19 protein-coding genes are annotated in these 18,554 nt (G+C 70.4%); 15 read left to right on the top strand and 4 right to left on the bottom strand.

Annotation, left to right across the window (positions count from 1 at the left end; genetic code table 11):
- Positions 1-2: 2 nt before the first annotated feature.
- Positions 3-827, top strand: a complete 825-nt coding sequence (locus ACFQ7Q_RS09110) for an inositol monophosphatase family protein (protein WP_383551586.1) — start codon at positions 3-5, stop codon at positions 825-827.
- Between the two features lie 64 nt (positions 828-891).
- Here the strand turns inward: ACFQ7Q_RS09110 and ACFQ7Q_RS09115 are convergent, their stop codons facing one another.
- Positions 892-1,065 (bottom strand): hypothetical protein, encoded by a 174-nt coding sequence (locus ACFQ7Q_RS09115; RefSeq protein WP_315893340.1) that lies wholly within the window; start codon positions 1,063-1,065, stop codon positions 892-894.
- Positions 1,066-1,449: 384 nt separating this feature from the next.
- Between ACFQ7Q_RS09115 and ACFQ7Q_RS09120 the strand changes: the two genes are divergently transcribed.
- The 4 genes from ACFQ7Q_RS09120 to ACFQ7Q_RS09135 all read left to right on the top strand — a co-directional run bounded on the left by ACFQ7Q_RS09120 (position 1,450) and on the right by ACFQ7Q_RS09135 (position 5,052).
- Complete coding sequence (locus tag ACFQ7Q_RS09120) at positions 1,450-2,103, top strand: response regulator transcription factor (protein ID WP_132914883.1); 654 nt, start codon at positions 1,450-1,452, stop codon at positions 2,101-2,103.
- Positions 2,104-2,107: 4 nt separating this feature from the next.
- Positions 2,108-3,343, top strand: a complete 1,236-nt coding sequence (locus ACFQ7Q_RS09125) for a sensor histidine kinase (protein ID WP_383551588.1) — start codon at positions 2,108-2,110, stop codon at positions 3,341-3,343.
- A gap of 395 nt (positions 3,344-3,738) precedes the next feature.
- Positions 3,739-4,035, top strand: coding sequence for a DUF4193 domain-containing protein (locus tag ACFQ7Q_RS09130; RefSeq protein ID WP_003955561.1), 297 nt, complete (start codon positions 3,739-3,741; stop codon positions 4,033-4,035).
- A gap of 12 nt (positions 4,036-4,047) precedes the next feature.
- A complete protein-coding gene (locus tag ACFQ7Q_RS09135; protein ID WP_383551591.1) occupies positions 4,048-5,052 on the top strand; it encodes a hypothetical protein in 1,005 nt (334 codons plus the stop codon).
- Here the strand turns inward: ACFQ7Q_RS09135 and ACFQ7Q_RS09140 are convergent.
- Positions 5,049-5,582 (bottom strand): DUF3093 domain-containing protein, encoded by a 534-nt coding sequence (locus tag ACFQ7Q_RS09140; protein ID WP_383551593.1) that lies wholly within the window; start codon positions 5,580-5,582, stop codon positions 5,049-5,051. The genes ACFQ7Q_RS09135 and ACFQ7Q_RS09140 overlap by 4 nt on opposite strands.
- Before the next feature lie 58 nt (positions 5,583-5,640).
- Here ACFQ7Q_RS09140 and ACFQ7Q_RS09145 point away from each other — a divergent pair, with 58 nt between their 5' ends.
- From ACFQ7Q_RS09145 to ACFQ7Q_RS09180, 8 genes are all read left to right on the top strand, one after another.
- Complete coding sequence (locus ACFQ7Q_RS09145) at positions 5,641-6,225, top strand: PaaI family thioesterase (RefSeq protein ID WP_383551595.1); 585 nt, start codon at positions 5,641-5,643, stop codon at positions 6,223-6,225.
- Positions 6,225-6,737 carry a dUTP diphosphatase gene (gene dut, locus ACFQ7Q_RS09150; RefSeq protein ID WP_383551597.1) on the top strand — a complete coding sequence of 171 codons (513 nt, stop codon included), beginning with the start codon at positions 6,225-6,227 and terminating at the stop codon, positions 6,735-6,737. Before ACFQ7Q_RS09145 ends, dut begins: the two co-directional genes overlap by 1 nt.
- Position 6,738: 1 nt before the next feature.
- Positions 6,739-7,497, top strand: coding sequence for a DUF3710 domain-containing protein (locus ACFQ7Q_RS09155; RefSeq protein ID WP_329114961.1), 759 nt, complete (start codon positions 6,739-6,741; stop codon positions 7,495-7,497).
- A gap of 145 nt (positions 7,498-7,642) precedes the next feature.
- Positions 7,643-8,371, top strand: a complete 729-nt coding sequence (locus ACFQ7Q_RS09160) for an ABC transporter ATP-binding protein (protein WP_383551600.1) — start codon at positions 7,643-7,645, stop codon at positions 8,369-8,371.
- Positions 8,372-8,534: 163 nt separating this feature from the next.
- Positions 8,535-11,081: an ATP-binding protein gene (locus ACFQ7Q_RS09165; protein ID WP_383551602.1), complete on the top strand. Its 2,547-nt coding sequence runs from the start codon at positions 8,535-8,537 to the stop codon at positions 11,079-11,081.
- 103 nt (positions 11,082-11,184) lie between these two features.
- Positions 11,185-11,874: a response regulator gene (locus ACFQ7Q_RS09170; protein ID WP_383551604.1), complete on the top strand. Its 690-nt coding sequence runs from the start codon at positions 11,185-11,187 to the stop codon at positions 11,872-11,874.
- Between the two features lie 137 nt (positions 11,875-12,011).
- Complete coding sequence (locus tag ACFQ7Q_RS09175) at positions 12,012-12,410, top strand: OB-fold nucleic acid binding domain-containing protein (RefSeq protein WP_361441847.1); 399 nt, start codon at positions 12,012-12,014, stop codon at positions 12,408-12,410.
- 3 nt (positions 12,411-12,413) lie between these two features.
- Positions 12,414-13,169 carry a DUF3159 domain-containing protein gene (locus ACFQ7Q_RS09180; RefSeq protein WP_383551606.1) on the top strand — a complete coding sequence of 252 codons (756 nt, stop codon included), beginning with the start codon at positions 12,414-12,416 and terminating at the stop codon, positions 13,167-13,169.
- A gap of 179 nt (positions 13,170-13,348) precedes the next feature.
- On the opposite strand, the gene ACFQ7Q_RS09185 is transcribed toward ACFQ7Q_RS09180, so the two are convergent.
- Together ACFQ7Q_RS09185 and ACFQ7Q_RS09190 are read right to left on the bottom strand one after the other, a co-directional pair.
- Positions 13,349-14,029, bottom strand: coding sequence for a potassium channel family protein (locus ACFQ7Q_RS09185; protein WP_383551608.1), 681 nt, complete (start codon positions 14,027-14,029; stop codon positions 13,349-13,351).
- Positions 14,029-14,697, bottom strand: coding sequence for a potassium channel family protein (locus ACFQ7Q_RS09190; RefSeq protein ID WP_383551610.1), 669 nt, complete (start codon positions 14,695-14,697; stop codon positions 14,029-14,031). Before ACFQ7Q_RS09190 ends, ACFQ7Q_RS09185 begins: the two co-directional genes overlap by 1 nt.
- Before the next feature lie 234 nt (positions 14,698-14,931).
- On the opposite strand from ACFQ7Q_RS09190, the gene ACFQ7Q_RS09195 reads away from it, so the two are divergent.
- Together ACFQ7Q_RS09195 and ACFQ7Q_RS09200 are read left to right on the top strand one after the other, a co-directional pair.
- On the top strand, positions 14,932-16,980 hold the full coding sequence (locus ACFQ7Q_RS09195) for an APC family permease (RefSeq protein ID WP_383551612.1): 2,049 nt from the start codon (positions 14,932-14,934) through the stop codon (positions 16,978-16,980).
- Between the two features lie 87 nt (positions 16,981-17,067).
- Positions 17,068-18,396 carry a class I SAM-dependent RNA methyltransferase gene (locus tag ACFQ7Q_RS09200; RefSeq protein ID WP_383551614.1) on the top strand — a complete coding sequence of 443 codons (1,329 nt, stop codon included), beginning with the start codon at positions 17,068-17,070 and terminating at the stop codon, positions 18,394-18,396.
- Positions 18,397-18,554 lie beyond the last annotated feature (158 nt).

Here is an 18,554-nt window from a genome sequence, read left to right on the forward strand (position 1 = left end):
TTGTGACCGAGCCCGTGAACCCTGTGCCGACCGACCCCCTGCTCGCCGAACTGCTCGACCTCGCCCTGGAGGCAGGGCGCCGGGCCGGCGCCCTGCTGCGCGACGGCAGGCCGGACGACCTGACGGTGGCGAAGACGAAATCCAGCCCGATCGACGTCGTCACCGAGATGGACATCGCCGCCGAGAAGCTCATCACCGGCTTCCTCTCCGAGCACCGGCCCGACGACGGCTTCCTCGGCGAGGAGGGCGCCTCCAGCCCCGGCACCAGCGGAGTCCGCTGGGTGATCGACCCGCTCGACGGCACCGTGAACTATCTCTACGGCCTGCCCACCTGGGCCGTCTCCATCGCCGCCGAGCGCGACGGAGAAACCGTCGTCGGGGTCGTCGAGGCACCCCTGCGGCACGAGACGTACCGGGCCGTTCTCGGCGGCGGGGCGTACGTGGGGGAGCGCCGGCTGTCCGTGCGCCCCGCGCCCCCGCTGGAGCAGGCGCTGATCTCCACCGGCTTCGCCTATGTGCAGACCCGCCGCGCCCGCCAGGCCGACATCGCGCAGCGCATGATCCCGCGCCTGCGCGACATCCGCCGGGGCGGATCGGCCGCCATCGACCTCTGCGACGTCGCCGCGGGCCGTCTCGACGGCTACTACGAGCGCGGCCTCAATCCGTGGGACCTCGCCGCCGGCGACCTGATCGCCCGCGAGGCGGGCGCCCTGACCGGTGGACGGCCCGGAGAGCGCCCGTCGGGCGAGCTGACGATCGCGGCCCCACCGGGGGTCTTCGAGCCGCTCCAGGGGCTTCTGGAGGAGTTCGGGGCCTGGCGCGACTAGGGAGTGTCCGCACATGCGAAGGGGCCCCGGTGTCGACGACACCGGGGCCCCTCCATGTCCAGGGTCAGGCGCTGGCGGCGCCGACCTCCACGCCGTGCTCGGCGGCCAGGCGGTGCAGGTCGTCGAGCTCGGCCTGCTCGACCTCCGCGAGGAAGTCGTCGCCCGTCTCGCGTGCCCGTGTGAGGTCGGTCTGCGCAGTCCTTATGCGCTGCAGCAGTCCTGCGGTGAAAGCGTCCATCGTGCGCCCCCTCGTCATGGGTCGGTGGCACGGGGGTGTGCCGAGGGTGGGGTGGATCACACGCTGCAACCTCTGGGGGACAGAGCGGCTTGTGGCGCGCCACATACAGGGCGTGATCGCGGGGTGTGCAGACGTCCTCCCCACGCCTTTCCTCACAGAAACCTCAACTGGCCCGTGAATCCGGTGAATTCTCCGCGCGCCCCTCTCCGACCCCGCTCGTGCCCCCACACGCCCCCTCCCCTCCCGCGCGCCCTCCCGCAGCCGCCCGTACGCCGCCTTACAGCCGGTTTACGCGCGTACCGGGCAGGATGGATACGCACAGTCAGTGCTCAAACCGCCCGGGTCCGCGTGAAGGACCCGGGCTCTCAGGAAGGAATGACAGACGTGCGCGTACTCGTCGTCGAGGACGAGCAGCTGCTCGCCGATGCGGTGGCCACCGGACTGCGCCGGGAGGCCATGGCAGTCGACGTCGTGTACGACGGCGCCGCCGCCCTGGAGCGCATCGGGGTGAACGACTATGACGTGGTGGTTCTGGACCGGGACCTCCCCCTGGTCCACGGCGACGACGTCTGCCGCAAGATCGTCGAGCTGGGGATGCCCACCCGCGTCCTGATGCTCACGGCCTCCGGCGACGTCAGCGACCGTGTGGAGGGCCTTGAGCTGGGGGCCGACGACTACCTCCCCAAGCCCTTCGCGTTCACCGAGCTCACCGCGCGCGTGCGGGCCCTCGGCCGGCGCACCACCGTGCCGCTGCCGCCGGTCCTGGAGCGCGCCGGCATCAAGCTCGACCCGAACCGCCGCGAGGTCTTCCGCGACGGCAAGGAGGTGCAGCTCGCACCCAAGGAGTTCGCCGTTCTGGAGGTCCTGATGCGCAGCGAGGGTGCGGTCGTCTCGGCCGAGCAGCTCCTGGAGAAAGCCTGGGACGAGAACACGGACCCGTTCACCAACGTCGTACGGGTCACGGTGATGACCCTGCGCCGCAAGCTCGGCGAACCGCCCGTCATCGTCACGGTCCCCGGCTCCGGCTACCGGATCTGACCCGGTGGCCGCGACCCCCGCGCCCCCTCAGGCGCCGCCGAAGCCGACCTGGGACCCCAGGGACCCGGTCAGGCCCCTGCTCCGTCCGACGATCCGGATACGGCTCACCCTCCTCTACGGAGGCATGTTCCTGATCGCCGGCATCCTGCTGCTGTCGATCATCTATCTCTTCACCGCGCAGGCGCTGGGCGACAGCGCGTCCGAGCTGCCGTTCAAGGTCGTCGAGGGCAAGGTCCAGCCGACCACCTCCTGGTGTCAGCTGCCCGTCCAAGGCACCGGGGAGCAGCTCAACGAAGCCGTCTCCGCCTGCCTCCAGCACCAGCGGGACCTGGCGCTCGACGATCTCCTGCGCCGCTCGCTGTTCGCCCTCCTCGGGCTGAGCATCATCGCCTTCGCCTTCGGTTACGCGATGGCTGGGCGCGTCCTGTCCCCGCTCGGCCGGATCACCCGGACCGCCCGTCAGGTGGCCGGATCCGATCTGGCCCGGCGGATCGAGCTGGACGGTCCGGACGACGAGCTGAAGGAGCTCGCCGACACCTTCGACGAGATGCTGGAGCGTCTGGAGCGGGCCTTCACCGCCCAGCAGCGGTTCGTGGCGAACGCCTCGCACGAGCTGCGCACCCCGCTGGCGATCAACCGCACGCTCCTCGAGGTCCACCTCTCGGACCCCGGGGCGCCCGTGGAGCTCCAACAGCTGGGCAAGACCCTGCTCGCCACCAACGAGCGCAGCGAGCAGCTGGTGGAGGGCCTGCTGCTGCTGGCCCGCAGCGACAACCAGATCGTGGAGCGCAAACCCGTGGACCTCGCCGAGGTCGCGTCGCGCGCCATCGACCAGGTGCATGCGGAGGCGGTGGCCAAGGGCGTGGAGGTCCGCGGCGAGCGGGAGGTCGCCGTCGTCCAGGGCAACGGCGTCCTGCTCGAACGGATCGCCCTGAACCTGGTCCAGAACGCCGTGAGGTACAACGTGGCCGAGGGAGGCTGGGTGGAGGTCACCACCGAGACCGAGCACGGCCAGGCGGTTCTCGTCGTCTCGAACACGGGTCCCGTGGTTCCCGCGTACGAGATCGACAACCTCTTCGAGCCGTTCAGAAGGCTTCGGCAGGAGCGGACCGGGAGCGACAAGGGAGTCGGTCTCGGCCTGTCGATCGCGCGTTCCGTCGCGCGCGCTCACGGTGGCCGTATCATCGCGGAGCCCCGCGAAGGCGGCGGTCTCGTGATGCGTGTCACTCTCCCGATCTGACACACTTCGGGTACCAGCCGGTTCCGTTCGCTTTGCGCGGAATTCTCGGATGCCGTTCCTGAGACGCTCATGTGTGATCGATCACAGGGGCGAGCATCCGACTCTCTACTCTCCGTGATTGAGAAATCCCTCGGAAAACCCGGAAAAGTCCGGGTTTCCGGGGGCCTGGATGACGGGAAGTACACGGGGTGGCGCCCGTGAAGGACGGCAGGTGGACCGTGTACGGTCCCGTTCGCCACCCAAAGCCGATCACTCGTGAGAGGGCCGGTTGGGTGTCGATTGAGTAACAGACCTTGATGTGAGGCAAAATCTCCGCCTCGGGTCGGGCACAAGTCCGGCCTCTCACGCGTTACGTGCGCTGGAGACACCGCAACCACCCAGAGGGGGAGAGCGACATGGCAACGGATTACGACACCCCACGCAAGACCGACGACGACGTCGATTCGGACAGCCTTGAGGAACTGAAGGCCCGCCGGAACGACAAGTCGACCTCGACGGTCGACGTCGACGAGTTCGAGGCCGCTGAAGGCCTGGAGCTGCCCGGCGCCGATCTGTCGAACGAGGAGCTCGCCGTACGGGTCCTGCCCAAGCAGGCCGACGAGTTCACCTGCATGAGCTGCTTCCTCGTGCACCACCGCAGCCAGCTGGCCCGGGAGAAGAACGGTCAGCCGATCTGCCGCGACTGCGACTGAGATCGCTCTGCCGTGGCAGGCGACTCACCGTCTCGGAAGCGACGCTTCCGGCTTCCTGGGAGGCCGGAGGCGTATCAGGGCGGCTCGGACCCGGCGGAGGGTGCTCAGGAGGCATCCGAAGCCGAGCAGAGCACCCTCCTGCCCTCCCTCGGCGCACGTGACGACGAGCGGGGCCCCTCGGCCTCGCTCGAGGCAGTCGGCACGACCGAGTCGGGCGGAACGCCCGAGCCGGTGGATCGGAAGGCCTCGCACGGCGGGCGCCGGCTCGACGCCGTCAAACGCGTCGCCGATCCGGCACGCGCACAGCTGGACCGTATGAAACTCGACCGCGCGCGGATCGACGCCGTCAAACGCGGCGTGAAGCGTGGCGGCGAGAGCGCCAAGGCCGGGATCGGCTACCTCGCCGACCGGATCATCGAGATCGCCCCGCGCGTTCCCGTCCGGGACCTGGCGACCCTGCGCAGGCACTTTCCGGGCATGGGACCCGAGCAGATCGCCGACAGACTCGTCGCGGGCGCCGCCAACGCCAGCTCGACCGTCGGCGCGGGCATCGGCGCCGCCGCGATGATGCCCGTACCCCCCGCGATGCCGGCCGAGCTCGCGGCGGAGATCACCGGAGTCGCCGCGATCGAGCTCAAGCTCATCGCCGAGCTGCACGAGGTGTACGGCCTGCGGCCGCCCGGCACGCTCACCCAGCGATCGACCGCGTATCTGACCTCCTGGACGGAGGAACGGGGCATCGACCCCACCAAGCCGACCACCGTCAACGCGGCGCTCGGCGGGCAGCTCAAGCGAGAGCTGCGCCAGCAGATCATGAAGCGCATGGTGCGCAACCTGCCGAACTTGATGCCGTTCATGGTCGGTGCCGCCGTGGGCGCCGTGATGAACCGCCGAGACACCAAGAAGCTCGCCCAGCACGTCCGCAAGGACCTGCGGAGGCGCCAGGTGCCCTGGGGCGACCTGGAGGGGCTGCCCCCGCTGGAGCAGCCCGAGAACCCCAAGGAGATCGGCTTCTAGACCTCGCCGGTCCGGACCTCGGCGGTCAGCGCCTCGCCGGTCCCGGCCTCGGCGCCGGGGTTCTCCGCGCGTGCGGCCTCCAGGGCCGCGACGAGGCCCTCCGGGTCACGGCTGGACAGATAGACGTAAGGCGTCGGGTCCGTCGGATCGGTCACCTCGATCCGGACCGCCCGCGGGACATAGCTGCGCAGCAGCATGAAGGCGCGCGGGTCGGCCTTGAACGTGCGCCAGGCGCGCGCCTCCTCCGCGTCCAGTACCTCCGGCGCGCCCAGCGCCGAGACCGGGATCCGCGCGTCGCCCGCCACCAGCGAACCGGCCACCACCCGGATCCGGGCCGAGCCGTACGAGGAGACCACGACCGCCGCCAGCGCCGTCGCGGCGATCAGTCCGACCAGCGTCGGCACCGTACCCAGCGGGAACATCACCAGACCGCCGGACAGGCCCAGCAGGACCGTGATCACCCACCAGGAGCGGGGGGCGGTCAGACGTTCGTCGAAGCGCGGCGCGGAAGACGGTACGGAAGGCTGCATACCTCCAAGCTTGGCACGGCGCGACCTGCGCCCGGCCTCGCGGGTAAGGTCTGCGGCTGTGACTGCAACATCTGCCGCCCTCACCCCGCCGGCCGACGCCATACCGCCGGTACGCCACCCCGACGCGCCCGCCCCCGGCGAGCTGCTCGGTGCGCACTACGAGTACTGCTTCGGGTGCGGCGGCGGCCAGCCCCACGGTCTCCACCTGGAGGCCCGGGCCGGCGAGGGCGTGACCGTCACCGCCGAGTTCACGGTGACCCCCGACCACCAGGGAGCCCCCGGGCTCGCGCACGGCGGCGTCCTCGCCACGGCGCTCGACGAGACCCTCGGCTCCCTGAACTGGCTGCTGCGGGTCATCGCCGTCACCGGCCGGCTGGAGACCGACTTCGCGCGGCCCGTTCCGGTCGGCACCGTCCTGCACCTGGAGGCCGCGGTCACCGCCGTGCACGGGCGCAAGATCTACTCGACCGCCACCGGCCGGATCGGCGGGCCCGAGGGCCCCGTCGCGGTCCGCGCCGACGCCCTCTTCATCGAGGTCAAGGTCGACCACTTCATCGACAACGGCCGCCCGGAGGAGATCCAGGCAGCCATGTCCGACCCCGACCAGGTCCGGCGCGCCCGCGCCTTCGAGGTGAACCCCTGATGCGCAACCCTGTCGACGTCCTGATCCGGCGCCTGGACCCGGACGTACCGATCCCGGCCTACGGCCACCCCGGCGACGCCGGAGTCGATCTCGTGACCACCGAGGCGGCCGTCCTGGCCCCCGGGGAGCGGGCCGTGCTGCCCACCGGGGTCTCCATCGCCCTGCCCGACGGCTACGCAGCCTTCGTCCACCCGCGCTCCGGGCTCGCTGCCAGGTGCGGAGTCGCCCTCGTGAATGCCCCGGGGACGGTGGATGCCGGGTACCGTGGAGAGATCAAGGTGATCGTGGTCAATCTCGACCCGCGCGAAAGCGTGCGGTTCGAACGGTTCGACCGGATTGCCCAACTGGTCGTCCAGCAGGTCGAGAAGGTGCGCTTCCACGAGGTGGCGGAGCTTCCCGGCTCGGCGCGGGCCGAGGGGGGCTTCGGGTCCACCGGCGGTCATGCCGCCGTGGACGGCACAACGGGTGGGAATCGATACGCTTCGGTCGTATCCGACCGGGAAGGACAGTGACGTGTTCGGACGTCGCAAGAAGAGCGGTGCCGCTGAGGACGCAGCGGGCGAGGCCGAGCAGGTCGTCGACGAGGTCGGCACCGACGGTAAGGACGCCCCGCGTCGGGTGAACCTTCCGCCGGCCCCCCGCCCCGACGGGCCGTGGGACATCTCCGAGGTCTCCAAGCCCGAGGACGGGCGGGTGGACCTGGGCGGCATCTTCGTGCCCGGTGTCGAGGGCATGGAGCTTCGGGTCGAGGTGGCGGGCGACGCGATCGTCGCGGCGACCGTCGTCCTGCGCGACAGCGCCGTGCAGCTGCAGGCCTTCGCCGCACCGAAGAAGGAAGGCATCTGGGGCGAGGTCCGCGAGGAGATCGCCTCCGGCATCACCCAGCAGGGCGGTGTCATCGACGAGGTCGAGGGCCCGCTGGGCTGGGAGCTGCGGGCCCAGGTCCCGGTGCAGCTGCCCGACGGCACCGGCGGTGTGCAGCTGGTGCGTTTCGTGGGTGTCGACGGACCCCGCTGGTTCCTGCGCGGAGTGATCTCCGGGCAGGGCGCGGTGCAGCCGGAGGCCGCCGGTCTGCTGGAGCAGATCGTGCGGGACACGGTCGTGGTCCGGGGCGAGGGCCCGATGGCTCCGCGCGACCCGATCGTCCTCAAGCTCCCGAACGACGCGCAGATGGTGCCCGAGGGCGTCCAGCAGGAGGAGCAGGAGGGCTCGCGCTTCTCCGGCGGCATGGGCCAGCTCCAGCGCGGACCGGAGATCACCGAGGTCCGCTGAACCTCTGATTCCGTAAGGCCGGTGGGGCGCCATCCGAACACCTCGTCCCGGAAGGGGCCCACCCGCGGGTCCCGGCCCCTGGCCCGGCGGCCCCTCGGCGGCACATACTGACGGGCGCACACGTTCGACGAGGGGGAGTGCGGGGATGAGTGACAGCAGCGCGCGGTCCGGCACGGCGGTGGCCGAGGACCCGTCCGGCGGACCCATGGTCCGGGTCGAGAACCTGCACCGCTCGTACGGTACGGGCGCGGCCGCCGTGCATGCCCTGCGCGGGGTCTCCTTCGACATCCCACGCGGCGAGCTCGTCGCGCTCAAGGGCCGCTCCGGATCCGGCAAGACCACGCTGCTCAACCTGGTCGGCGGCCTCGACAGCCCCGACGGCGGCCGGATCACCATCGGCGGCACGGACCTCGCGGAGCTCGGGGAGGACGGGCTCCTGGAGCTGCGCCGGGACCGTATCGGCTTCATCTTCCAGTCCTTCGGGCTGATCCCGATCCTCACCGCCGCCGAGAACGTCGGCGTACCCCTCCGGCTGCGCAGGGCGGACCCGAAGGAGCGCGAGGAGCGGATCGCCCTCCTCCTCGCCCTGGTCGGCCTCGCCGACCACGCGGCCCAGCGCCCCGGCGAACTCTCCGGCGGTCAGCAGCAGCGCGTCGCCATCGCCCGCGCCCTCGCCAACAGGCCGGCCCTGCTGATCGCCGACGAGCCGACGGGCCAGCTCGACGCCGAGACCGGGCTCGCGGTGATGGAGCTCCTGCGCGCGGTGGTTCGCAGCGAGGGCGTCACGGCGCTGGTGGCCACGCACGACACCCAGCTTCTGGGGCTCGCTGACCGCGTGCTCGAACTGAGCGACGGCGAGATCATCGAGCACTGAGGGTTCCGGATATCGGATATCGGACATTGGATTTCGGATCCGATATCCGATGTCCGATCCGCCCGCAGGACGGACAGAAGGCCACATCAGGATCCCGTCAATACGGCCCCCGGGCCTTGCCCCTCGTGCAGAATGTCCGTTTCGCTGGACGTAAGGTCATGCCATGGGACGCGGCAAGCTACGGATCTACCTGGGTGCGGCACCGGGCGTCGGCAAGACGTACGCGATGCTCTCCGAGGGGCACCGGCGCGTGGAGCGCGGTACGGACTGCGTCGTCGCCTTCGTCGAGCACCACGACCGTCCGCGTACGGAGGTCATGCTGCACGGCCTGGAACAGGTGCCGCGCCGCACGCTCCAATACCGCGACGCGACCTTCACCGAGATGGACGTGGACGCGGTCCTGGCCAGGAAGCCGGCCGTCGCGCTCGTCGACGAACTCGCCCACACCAACGTCCCCGGCTCCCGCAACGGCAAGCGCTGGCAGGACATCGAGGAACTGCTCGCCGCCGGGGTGGACGTCATATCGACGGTCAACATCCAGCACCTCGAATCCCTGGGCGACGTCGTCGAGTCGATCACCGGCGTGCGGCAGCAGGAGACCGTCCCGGACGAGGTCGTCCGTCGCGCCGACCAGATCGAGCTCGTCGACATGTCGCCGCAGGCCCTGCGCCGCCGCATGGCCCACGGAAACATATACAAGCCGGACAGGATCGACGCGTCCCTCGCCAACTACTTCCGCCCCGGCAATCTGACCGCGCTCCGCGAGCTCGCGCTGCTGTGGACCGCCGACCGGGTCGACGAATACCTCCAGCAGTACCGGGGCGAGCACAACATCCGCTCCACCTGGCAGGCCCGCGAGCGGATCGTCGTCGGACTCACCGGCGGACCCGAAGGCCGCACCCTCATCCGGCGCGCCTCCCGGCTGGCCGAGAAGGGCGCGGGCGGTGAGGTCCTCGCCGTCTACATCGCCCGCAGCGACGGCCTCACAGCCGCCTCGCCCAAGGAACTCGCCCTCCAGCGGACCCTGGTCGAGGACCTCGGCGGAACGTTCCACCACGTCATAGGCGACGACATCCCCTCGGGCCTCCTCGAATTCGCCCGGGGTGTCAACGCCACCCAGATCGTCCTCGGCTCCAGCCGCCGCAAGACCTGGCAATACATGCTCGGACCCGGCGTCGGCCAGACCGTCGCCCGTGAGTCGGGACCTGACCTCGACGTCCACATCGTCACCCACGAGGAGGTCGCCAAGGGCCGCGGACTGCCCGTCGCCCGCGGCGCCCGCCTCGGCCGCTCCCGGATCATCTGGGGCTGGATCGTCGGCATCGCGGGACCCGGACTGCTGGCCCTGCTGCTCACCCATGTCGACGCCGACCTGGGCCTCGCCAACGACATGCTGCTGTTCCTGGCGCTGACCGTGGCCTCGGCGCTGCTGGGCGGACTCATGCCGGCGCTGGCCTCGGCCGCGTTCGGCTCGTTCCTGTTGAACTGGTTCTTCACGCCGCCCCTGCACCAGGTGACCATCGCCGACCCCAAGAACATCGTCGCGATCGCCGTCTTCTTCGGCGTCGCCATGTCGGTGGCCTCGGTCGTCGACCTGGCGGCCCGCCGCACCCATCAGGCGGCCCGGCTGCGGGCCGAGGCCGAGACGCTCTCCTTCCTCGCGGGCAGCGTGCTGCGCGGCGAGACGAGCCTGGAGTCCCTGCTGGAACGGGTCAGGGAGACCTTCGCCATGGAGTCCGTCGCCCTGCTGGAACGGCAGAGCGACGTAGAGCCCTGGACCTGCGCGGCGAGCGTGGGCGCGCACCCCGTGGCCCGACCCGAGGACGCGGACGTGGACATGCCCGTCGGCGAGCATCTGGCCCTCGCGCTGACCGGTCGGGTGCTGCCGGCGGAGGACCGGCGGGTGCTGGGCGCGTTCGCGGCGCAGGCCGCGGTGGTGCTGGACCGGCAGCGGCTCATCGGCGAGGCCGAGGAGGCCCGCAAGCTGGCAGAAGGCAACAAGATCCGTACGTCCCTGCTCGCGGCCGTCAGTCATGACCTCCGTACCCCGCTCGCCGGAATCAAGGCGGCCGTCTCCTCCCTGCGCTCCGACGACGTCGAATGGTCCGAGCAGGACCGCGCCGAACTCCTGGAGGGCATCGAGGACGGCGCCGACCGGCTCGACCACCTGGTGGGCAACCTCCTCGACATGTCCCGGCTCCAGACCGGCACCGTCGCCCCGCTGATCCGCGACATCGACCTCGACGAGGTCGTCCCCATGGCGCTCGGCGGGGTTCCCGACGGCAGCGCCGAGCTGGACATCCCCGAGACCCTCCCCATGGTCGAGGTCGACAAGGGGCTCCTGGAGCGGGCCGTCGCCAACATCGTCGAGAACGCCGTGAAGTACAGCCCGCCCGGCGTCCCCGTGGCCGTCTCCGCCAGCGCCCTGGGCGAGCGGGTCGAACTGCGGGTCGTGGATCGGGGGCCCGGGGTGCCCGACGAGAGCAAGGACGGCATCTTCGAGCCGTTCCAGCGCTTCGGCGACGCCCCGCGCGGCTCCGGGGTCGGCCTCGGGCTCGCGGTCGCCCGCGGCTTCGTGGAGGCGATGGGCGGCACCATCACCGCCGAGGACACGCCCGGCGGCGGACTCACGATGACCCTCACCCTCCGGGCCGTGACAGGACGACGGTCACCGCCGCCCGCCGACGTACCCGCCCGGGTGATTTCCTGAGGCGGCGGATCCGCCCGCGGGATCCGACCGTCCGGTCCGTCGCCGCGATCCGGACGTCAGCAGCACGACCCTCAGCAGACCGACAGAGAGAAGGAAGCCCTCGATGACCCGGGTTCTCGTCGTCGACGACGAGCCGCAGATCGTCCGCGCGCTGGTGATCAACCTCAAGGCGCGGAAGTACGAGGTGGACGCGGCGCCCGACGGCGCCACCGCCCTCCGGATGGCCGCCGAGCGCCACCCCGATGTGGTCGTCCTCGACCTCGGACTGCCCGACCTCGACGGCGTCGAGGTCATCAAGGGCCTGCGCGGCTGGACGCGGGTGCCGATCCTGGTGCTCTCGGCGCGGCACACATCGGACGAGAAGGTCGAGGCGCTGGACGCGGGCGCCGACGACTACGTCACCAAGCCGTTCGGGATGGACGAGCTCCTGGCCCGGCTGCGCGCCGCGGTCCGCCGGGCCGAGCCGGTCGGCGGCGGCGGCGAGGACGGCGTCGTGGTCGTCGAGACCGAGGGCTTCACGGTCGACCTGGCCGCGAAGAAGGTCCACCGGGACGGGCGCGACGTCCGCCTCACGCCCACCGAGTGGCACCTGCTCGAAGTCCTCGTCCGCAACAGTGGGCGCCTGGTCAGCCAGAAGCAGCTCCTCCAGGAGGTCTGGGGCCCCTCGTACGGCACCGAGACCAACTATCTGCGGGTGTACATGGCGCAGCTGCGGCGCAAGCTGGAGGCCGATCCCTCGCACCCTCGGCACTTCGTCACCGAACCGGGCATGGGCTACCGCTTCGAGCGCTGAGAGGTCGCCGGGACGGGGGCCGAGACCGGCGCAGGGATCGGCGCGGAGATCTGCGCCGAGACGGGCTGTGGGGGTGTCGGAGGAGGCGGCGAACTGCGGCCGGTTCCGCTGTCGGCGGGGGCCGGTACGCTTTCTGTATGAGTGCTGCACCGCGTACAGAGAAGCCGGCCGGACGGTTCCGCCGGATGCTCGACCGGCTGTCCACCTCGCAGGAGGAGCTGGAGTCCGTCGAGCTCCAGGAGGACGCCGAGGCGTCGGGCTGCACGCGTATCTCCGACTGCTCCGACCGCCAGATAGTCAAGGTGACTGGTACCTTGCGCACGGTCACCCTGCGTCCTCGGGCCGGTGTGCCGGCCCTCGAGGCCGAGCTGTTCGACGGCACGGCCCCGCTGGACGTGGTGTGGCTGGGTCGGCGGTCCATCGTGGGCATCGAGCCGGGCCGCAAGCTGATCGCCTCCGGTCGCATCTCGATGAGCCACGGCCGGCGGGTCCTCTTCAACCCCAAATACGAGCTCCGACCGCTCGGACAGGAGTAGCCGGTGACGTCGTTCGACAAGCCGACGACGGATCAGGACGCCCAGGACACTCAGGCGCACCAAGATTCCCAGGCCGCGAAGGAGGTCACCGAGGCCGCGCTGTTCGAGGCCTTCGGCGGCCTGCGGGGCATGGTCGAGACGGTCCTGCCCGGCCTTCTCTTCGTCACGATCTTCACGATCAACAAGGACCTGCACGTCTCGGCGATCGCGGCACTCGCGGTCTCCCTGGTCCTCGTCGCCGTCCGGCTGGTCCGCCGTGACACCGTCAAGCACGCGTTCAGCGGTGTCTTCGGTGTGGCGTTCGGCGTGGTCTTCGCGATGATGACGGGCAACGCCAAGGACTTCTATCTGCCGGGCATGCTGTACACGCTGGGCCTCGCCCTCGCGTACATCGTCACCGCGCTCGCGGGCGTCCCGCTGATCGGCCTGATCCTCGGCCCGGTCTTCAAGGAGAACCTCTCCTGGCGGACCCGCAACCCCGGCCGCAAGAAGGCGTACACGAAGGCGAGCTGGGCGTGGGGCCTGATCCTGCTCGGCAAGTGCGCGATCCTCTTCCCGATGTACTGGTGGGCCGACACGACCAAGTTCGGCTGGGTCCTGGTCGCTCTGAAGATCCCGCCCTTCCTGCTCGCGGTGTATCTGACGTGGGTCTTCCTCGCGAAGGCGCCGCCGCCGATCGACGTCTTCGCCGAGATGGAAGCCGAGGAAGAGGCCGAGAAGGCCCGCAAGGCGGCCGCGGCGCGACAGCCGGAGGCGTAAGCGCGGAGCGCGTGGCGGTGCTGAGCACGGGGCACGCAACGCCCGGAGCGCGCGGCGTACGGAGCACCGGGCGCGTCACGCTCGGAGCGCGTCACGCACGGACCGTGTGGTGCAGACGGAAGGGCCCGGGACCTCTCAAGGTCCCGGGCCCTTCCTCGTAACAGCGCGTCGGCTTCGGATCAGCTCGCCGTCGACGTGTCGCGGCGGACCGACAGCAGGTCCTCCAGCTGCTCCTCGCGAGCCTGGGCGGCCACGAAGAGGAGCTCGTCGCCCGCCTCCAGGGTCTCCTCGGGGCTCGGGGTCAGCACCCGCGAGCCGCGGATGATCGTCACCAAGGAGGTGTCCTGCGGCCAGGCCACATCGCCGACCGCAGTACCCGCGATCGCGGACTCCGGCGGGAGCGTCAGCTCCACGAGGTTCGCGTCGCCGTGGCTGAAGCGCAGCAGCCGGACCAGGTCGCCGACGCTCACCGCCTCCTCCACGAGGGCCGACATCAGACGCGGCGTCGACACGGCGACGTCCACGCCCCAGGACTCGTTGAAGAGCCACTCGTTCTTCGGGTTGTTCACCCGGGCGACCACGCGCGGCACGCCGTACTCGGTCTTCGCGAGCAGCGAGACGACCAGGTTCACCTTGTCGTCACCCGTGGCCGCGATCACCACGTTGCAGCGCTGCAGCGCCGCCTCGTCGAGCGAGGTGATCTCACAGGCGTCGGCGAGCAGCCACTCCGCCTGCGGCACCCGCTCCACCGAGATGGCCGTCGGCGCCTTGTCGATCAGGAGCACCTCGTGCCCGTTCTCCAGCAGCTCGCCCGCGATGGAGCGGCCCACCGCACCCGCGCCCGCAATAGCGACACGCATCAGTGACCGCCCTCCTCAGGACCCTCGGCGAAGGCCGCCTCGACCTTCGCGATCTCGTCCGTACGCATCATCACGTGCACGAGGTCGCCCTCCTGCAGCACGGTCTGCGACGTGGGGATGATCGACTCGCCGAGCCGGGTGAGGAACGCCACGCGCACACCCGTCTCGTCCTGCAGCCTGCTGATCTTGTGGCCGATCCACGCCGGGGAGGTGTGTACCTCGGCGAGCTGCACGCCACCGCTCGGGTCGGTCCACAGCGGCTCCGCGCCGCACGGCAGCAGCCGCCGCAGCATCTGGTCGGCGGTCCAACGGACCGTGGCGACCGTGGGGATGCCGAGTCGCTGGTAGACCTCGGCGCGCCTCGGGTCGTAGATCCGGGCGGCCACGTTCTCGATGCCGAACATCTCGCGCGCGACCCGCGCCGCGATGATGTTCGAGTTGTCGCCGCTGCTCACGGCGGCGAAGGCGCCGGCCTCCTCGATCCCCGCCTCGCGCAGCGTGTCCTGATCGAAGCCCACGCCGGTGACACGGCGTCCGCCGAAGCCCGAGCCCAGACGGCGGAAAGCCGTCGGGTCCTGGTCCACGACGGCGACGGTGTGCCCCTGCTGCTCCAGGGTCTGCGCGAGAGCGGCTCCCACTCGCCCGCAGCCCATGATGACGATGTGCACGTCCCCTTACCCCGCACTCCTGATCGTCTTACCGACCTGCGAATACACCCTGCTCACAACTTTCCTCACCCGACTGGCCCGGGCCGTGGCGGGCAGCGCCCTGCCGTGCTGCCCGATCCGAGCTTATGCGGCAACGCCGAGCGGGACCGCATCCGAGGTGGCGGCCAGGGAGATTCCGTGCGGATTGGGGGTCGCGGTGAGCGTGGCCCTTTTCGAACGCTTACGATCCTCTCCGTGTCCAAACTGACCGACCTGCCCAAACGGATCTTGATCGGACGGGCTCTGCGCAGCGACAAGCTCGGGGAGACCCTTCTCCCGAAGCGCATCGCTCTCCCCGTCTTCGCCTCCGACCCGCTGTCCTCGGTGGCGTACGCACCCGGCGAGGTGCTGCTCGTCCTGTCGATCGCGGGTCTGTCGGCCTACCACTTCAGCCCGTGGATCGCGCTGGCCGTCGTCGTCCTGATGTTCACGGTCGTCGCCTCCTACCGGCAGAACGTCCATGCCTACCCGAGCGGCGGCGGCGACTACGAGGTCGCCAACACCAACCTCGGCCCGAAGGCCGGACTGACCGTCGCCAGCGCCCTGCTCGTCGACTACGTCCTGACCGTCGCCGTCTCGATCTCCTCCGGAATCGAGAACCTCGGCTCGGCCATCCCGTTCGTCGTCGAGAACAAGGTCCTCTGCGCGGTCGCCGTCATCATTCTGCTGACACTGATGAACCTGCGCGGGGTGAAGGAGTCGGGCAGCCTCTTCGCCATCCCGACGTACGTCTTCGTCGCCGGCGTCTTCATCATGATCGCCTGGGGCGCCTACAAGGGGATCGTCCTCGACGAGACCATGAGGGCCCCCACCGCCGACTTCGAGATCAAGCCCGAGCACCAGGGCCTGGCCGGCTTCGCGCTCTTCTTCCTGCTGCTGCGCGCCTTCTCCTCCGGCTGTGCCGCCCTCACCGGCGTCGAGGCGATCTCCAACGGCGTCCCCGCCTTCCGCAAGCCCAAGTCGAAGAACGCCGCCACCACGCTCGCGCTCATGGGCGCGCTGGCCGTCACCATGTTCTGCGGCATCATCTTCCTGGCGCTGGCCACCGACGTACGGATGGCCGAGAAGCCCGCCCAGGACCTGCTGCTCAACGGTGTGCCCGTCGGCGAGAGCTACGTCCAGGACCCGGTCATCTCCCAGGTCGCGGCCGCCGTGTTCGGCGATGGAACGTTCTTCTTCATCCTCCTCGCCGCGGCCACCGCGCTGGTCCTCTTCCTGGCCGCCAACACGGCGTACAACGGCTTCCCGCTCCTCGGCTCGATCCTCGCCCAGGACCGGTACCTGCCGCGCCAGCTGCACACCCGCGGCGATCGCCTCACCTTCTCCAACGGCATCGTGCTCCTCGCCGGCGCCGCCGCCCTCCTCGTCTGGGTCTACGGGGCCGACTCGACGAAGCTGATCCAGCTGTACATCGTCGGGGTCTTCGTCTCCTTCACCCTCAGCCAGACCGGCATGGTCCGGCACTGGAACCGGCACCTGAAGACCGAGAAGGACCCGGCCAAGCGCCGCCACATGATCCGCTCCCGCGCGATCAACACCTTCGGTGCCTTCTTCACCGGCCTCGTCCTGGTCGTCGTCCTCGCCACCAAGTTCACGCACGGCGCCTGGGTCGCGCTGCTCGGCATGGTGATCTTCTACGGGACGATGACCGCGATCCGCCGGCACTACGACTCCGTGGCGGAGGAGATCGCCGCCGCCGAGGAGCGCCCCGACGAGTACGTACGCCCCTCGCGCGTCCGTTCCGTCGTCCTCGTCTCCAAGCTGCACAAGCCGACGCTGCGGGCGCTCGCCTACGCCAAGCTGCTGCACGCGAACGAGCTGGAGGCGCTGAGCGTCAACGTCGACCCGGCCGAGACCAGGGCGCTCAAGGAGGAGTGGGAGCGGCGCGGGATCAACGTACCGCTCAAGATCCTCGACTCGCCGTACCGCGAGATCACCCGGCCGGTGATCGAGTACGTGAAGAACATCCGCCGTGAGAGCCCGCGCGACGCCGTCTCCGTCTACATCCCGGAGTACGTCGTCGGCCACTGGTACGAGCACCTGCTGCACAACCAGAGCGCGCTGCGGCTCAAGGGCCGTCTGCTCTTCACGCCCGGCGTGATGGTGACGTCCGTCCCGTACCAGCTGCAGTCCTCCGAGGCCGCGAAGAAGCGGGCCAGGAAGCGTCAGGACTGGAACGCGCCGGGTTCGGTGCGCCGTGGCCCGGTCGAGAAGCGCTCGAAGGAGCCCGCGGCCAAGAGCTGAGGCGTCCCGAGTCGCCACGGACACGTAGACTGGTGGGCTGCCGCGCTGCGGCGGCCCACCTCTCTCATTCTCTGGAGTTCCCCCGTCATGCAGAACGCACCTGTTTCTTCGTTGGTCGGGGAAGAGTACGAGGTCGAGGTCGGCCCGGTGGCGCACGGCGGCCACTGCATCGCGCGTACGGAGGCCGGCCGCGTCCTCTTCGTCCGGCACGCGCTGCCGGGCGAGCGGGTCGTCGCCCGGGTCACCGAGGGCGAGGAGACCTCCCGCTTCCTGCGCGCCGACGCGGTCACGATCCTGGAGGCTTCCAAGGACCGGGTGGAGGCCCCCTGCCCCTTCGCGGGCCCCGGCAAGTGCGGCGGCTGCGACTGGCAGCACGCCAAGCCGGGCGCCCAGCGCCGCCTCAAGGGCGAGGTCATCGCCGAGCAGCTGCAGCGCCTGGCCGGGCTCACCCCCGAGGAGGCCGGCTGGGACGGCACCGTCATGCCGGCCGAGGGCGACAAGCTCCCGGCGGGCGAGGTCCCGCAGTGGCGTACGCGCGTCCAGTACGCCGTGGACACCGAGGGCCACGCGGGCCTGCGCAGGCACCGCTCGCACGAGGTCGAGGTGATCGACCACTGCATGATCGCGGCCGAGGGCGTCTCCGAGCTCGGCATCGAGAAGCGGACCTGGGAGGGCATGGCCTCGATCGAGGCGATCGCCGCCTCGGGCTCCGGTGACCGTCAGGTCGTCCTGACCCCGCGCCCCGGCGCGCGCCTTCCCCTGGTGGAGCTGGACAAGCCGGTCTCGGTCCTCCGCGTCGACGAGAAGGACGGCGGCGTCCACCGCGTCCACGGCCGCCCCTTCGTCCGCGAGCGCGCCGACGACCGCACGTACCGCGTCGGCAACGGCGGCTTCTGGCAGGTCCACCCGAAGGCCGCCCAGACCCTCATGCTCGCCGTCATGCAGGGCCTGACCCCCCGCAAGGGCGACACGGCCCTCGACCTCTACTGCGGCGTCGGCCTCTTCGCGGGCGCCATCGCCGACCGCGTGGGCGACAACGGCGCGGTCCTCGGCATCGAGTCGGGCAAGCGCGCGGTCGAGGACGCCCGCCACAACCTCGAGGCCTACGACCGCGTCCGCATCGAACAGGGCAAGGTCGACCAGGTCCTCCCGCGCACCCGGATCACCGAGGTCGACCTCATCGTCCTGGACCCGCCCCGCGCGGGAGCCGGCAAGCAGACGGTCAAGCACCTCGCGACCCTGGGAGCACGAAGGATCGCCTACGTCGCCTGCGACCCGGCGGCCCTGGCACGCGACATCGCGTACTTCAAGGAGGGCGGCTACCGGGTACGGACCCTGCGGGCGTTCGACTTGTTCCCGATGACGCATCACGTGGAGTGCGTGGCGATTCTGGAGCCGGTGAAGAAGGAATCCTGACCTGGCGTTTCTCCGAGTGTGCGGTATGGGTGTTACATGCGTTGGGTGCGATATCTTGACGCATGTTTGACGTGCGTGACGCACGTATGACGCACGGGCGGCGCGGTTTCTGATGGGTCGTCATGCGCGGTTTGGCGGCCGTCGGCGGAGCCCTCAGT

Origin of the sequence: Streptomyces sp. NPDC056527 (assembly GCF_042794475.1) — a bacterium.
GTDB lineage: Bacteria > Actinomycetota > Actinomycetes > Streptomycetales > Streptomycetaceae > Streptomyces.

Excerpts from the sequence above, each read along its gene's own strand:
- ACFQ7Q_RS09170 (WP_383551604.1), top strand. The coding sequence starts at position 11,185 with ATGACCCGGGTTCTCGTCGTCGACGACGAGCCGCAGATCGTCCGCGCG.
- ACFQ7Q_RS09165 (WP_383551602.1), top strand. The coding sequence starts at position 8,535 with ATGGGACGCGGCAAGCTACGGATCTACCTGGGTGCGGCACCGGGCGTC.
- ACFQ7Q_RS09140 (WP_383551593.1), bottom strand. The coding sequence starts at position 5,582 with ATGCAGCCTTCCGTACCGTCTTCCGCGCCGCGCTTCGACGAACGTCTG.
- ACFQ7Q_RS09200 (WP_383551614.1), top strand. The coding sequence starts at position 17,068 with ATGCAGAACGCACCTGTTTCTTCGTTGGTCGGGGAAGAGTACGAGGTC.
- ACFQ7Q_RS09185 (WP_383551608.1), bottom strand. The coding sequence starts at position 14,029 with ATGCGTGTCGCTATTGCGGGCGCGGGTGCGGTGGGCCGCTCCATCGCG.
- dut (WP_383551597.1), top strand. The coding sequence starts at position 6,225 with ATGCGCAACCCTGTCGACGTCCTGATCCGGCGCCTGGACCCGGACGTA.
- ACFQ7Q_RS09175 (WP_361441847.1), top strand. The coding sequence starts at position 12,012 with ATGAGTGCTGCACCGCGTACAGAGAAGCCGGCCGGACGGTTCCGCCGG.
- ACFQ7Q_RS09130 (WP_003955561.1), top strand. The coding sequence starts at position 3,739 with ATGGCAACGGATTACGACACCCCACGCAAGACCGACGACGACGTCGAT.
- ACFQ7Q_RS09160 (WP_383551600.1), top strand. The coding sequence starts at position 7,643 with ATGAGTGACAGCAGCGCGCGGTCCGGCACGGCGGTGGCCGAGGACCCG.
- ACFQ7Q_RS09115 (WP_315893340.1), bottom strand. The coding sequence starts at position 1,065 with ATGGACGCTTTCACCGCAGGACTGCTGCAGCGCATAAGGACTGCGCAG.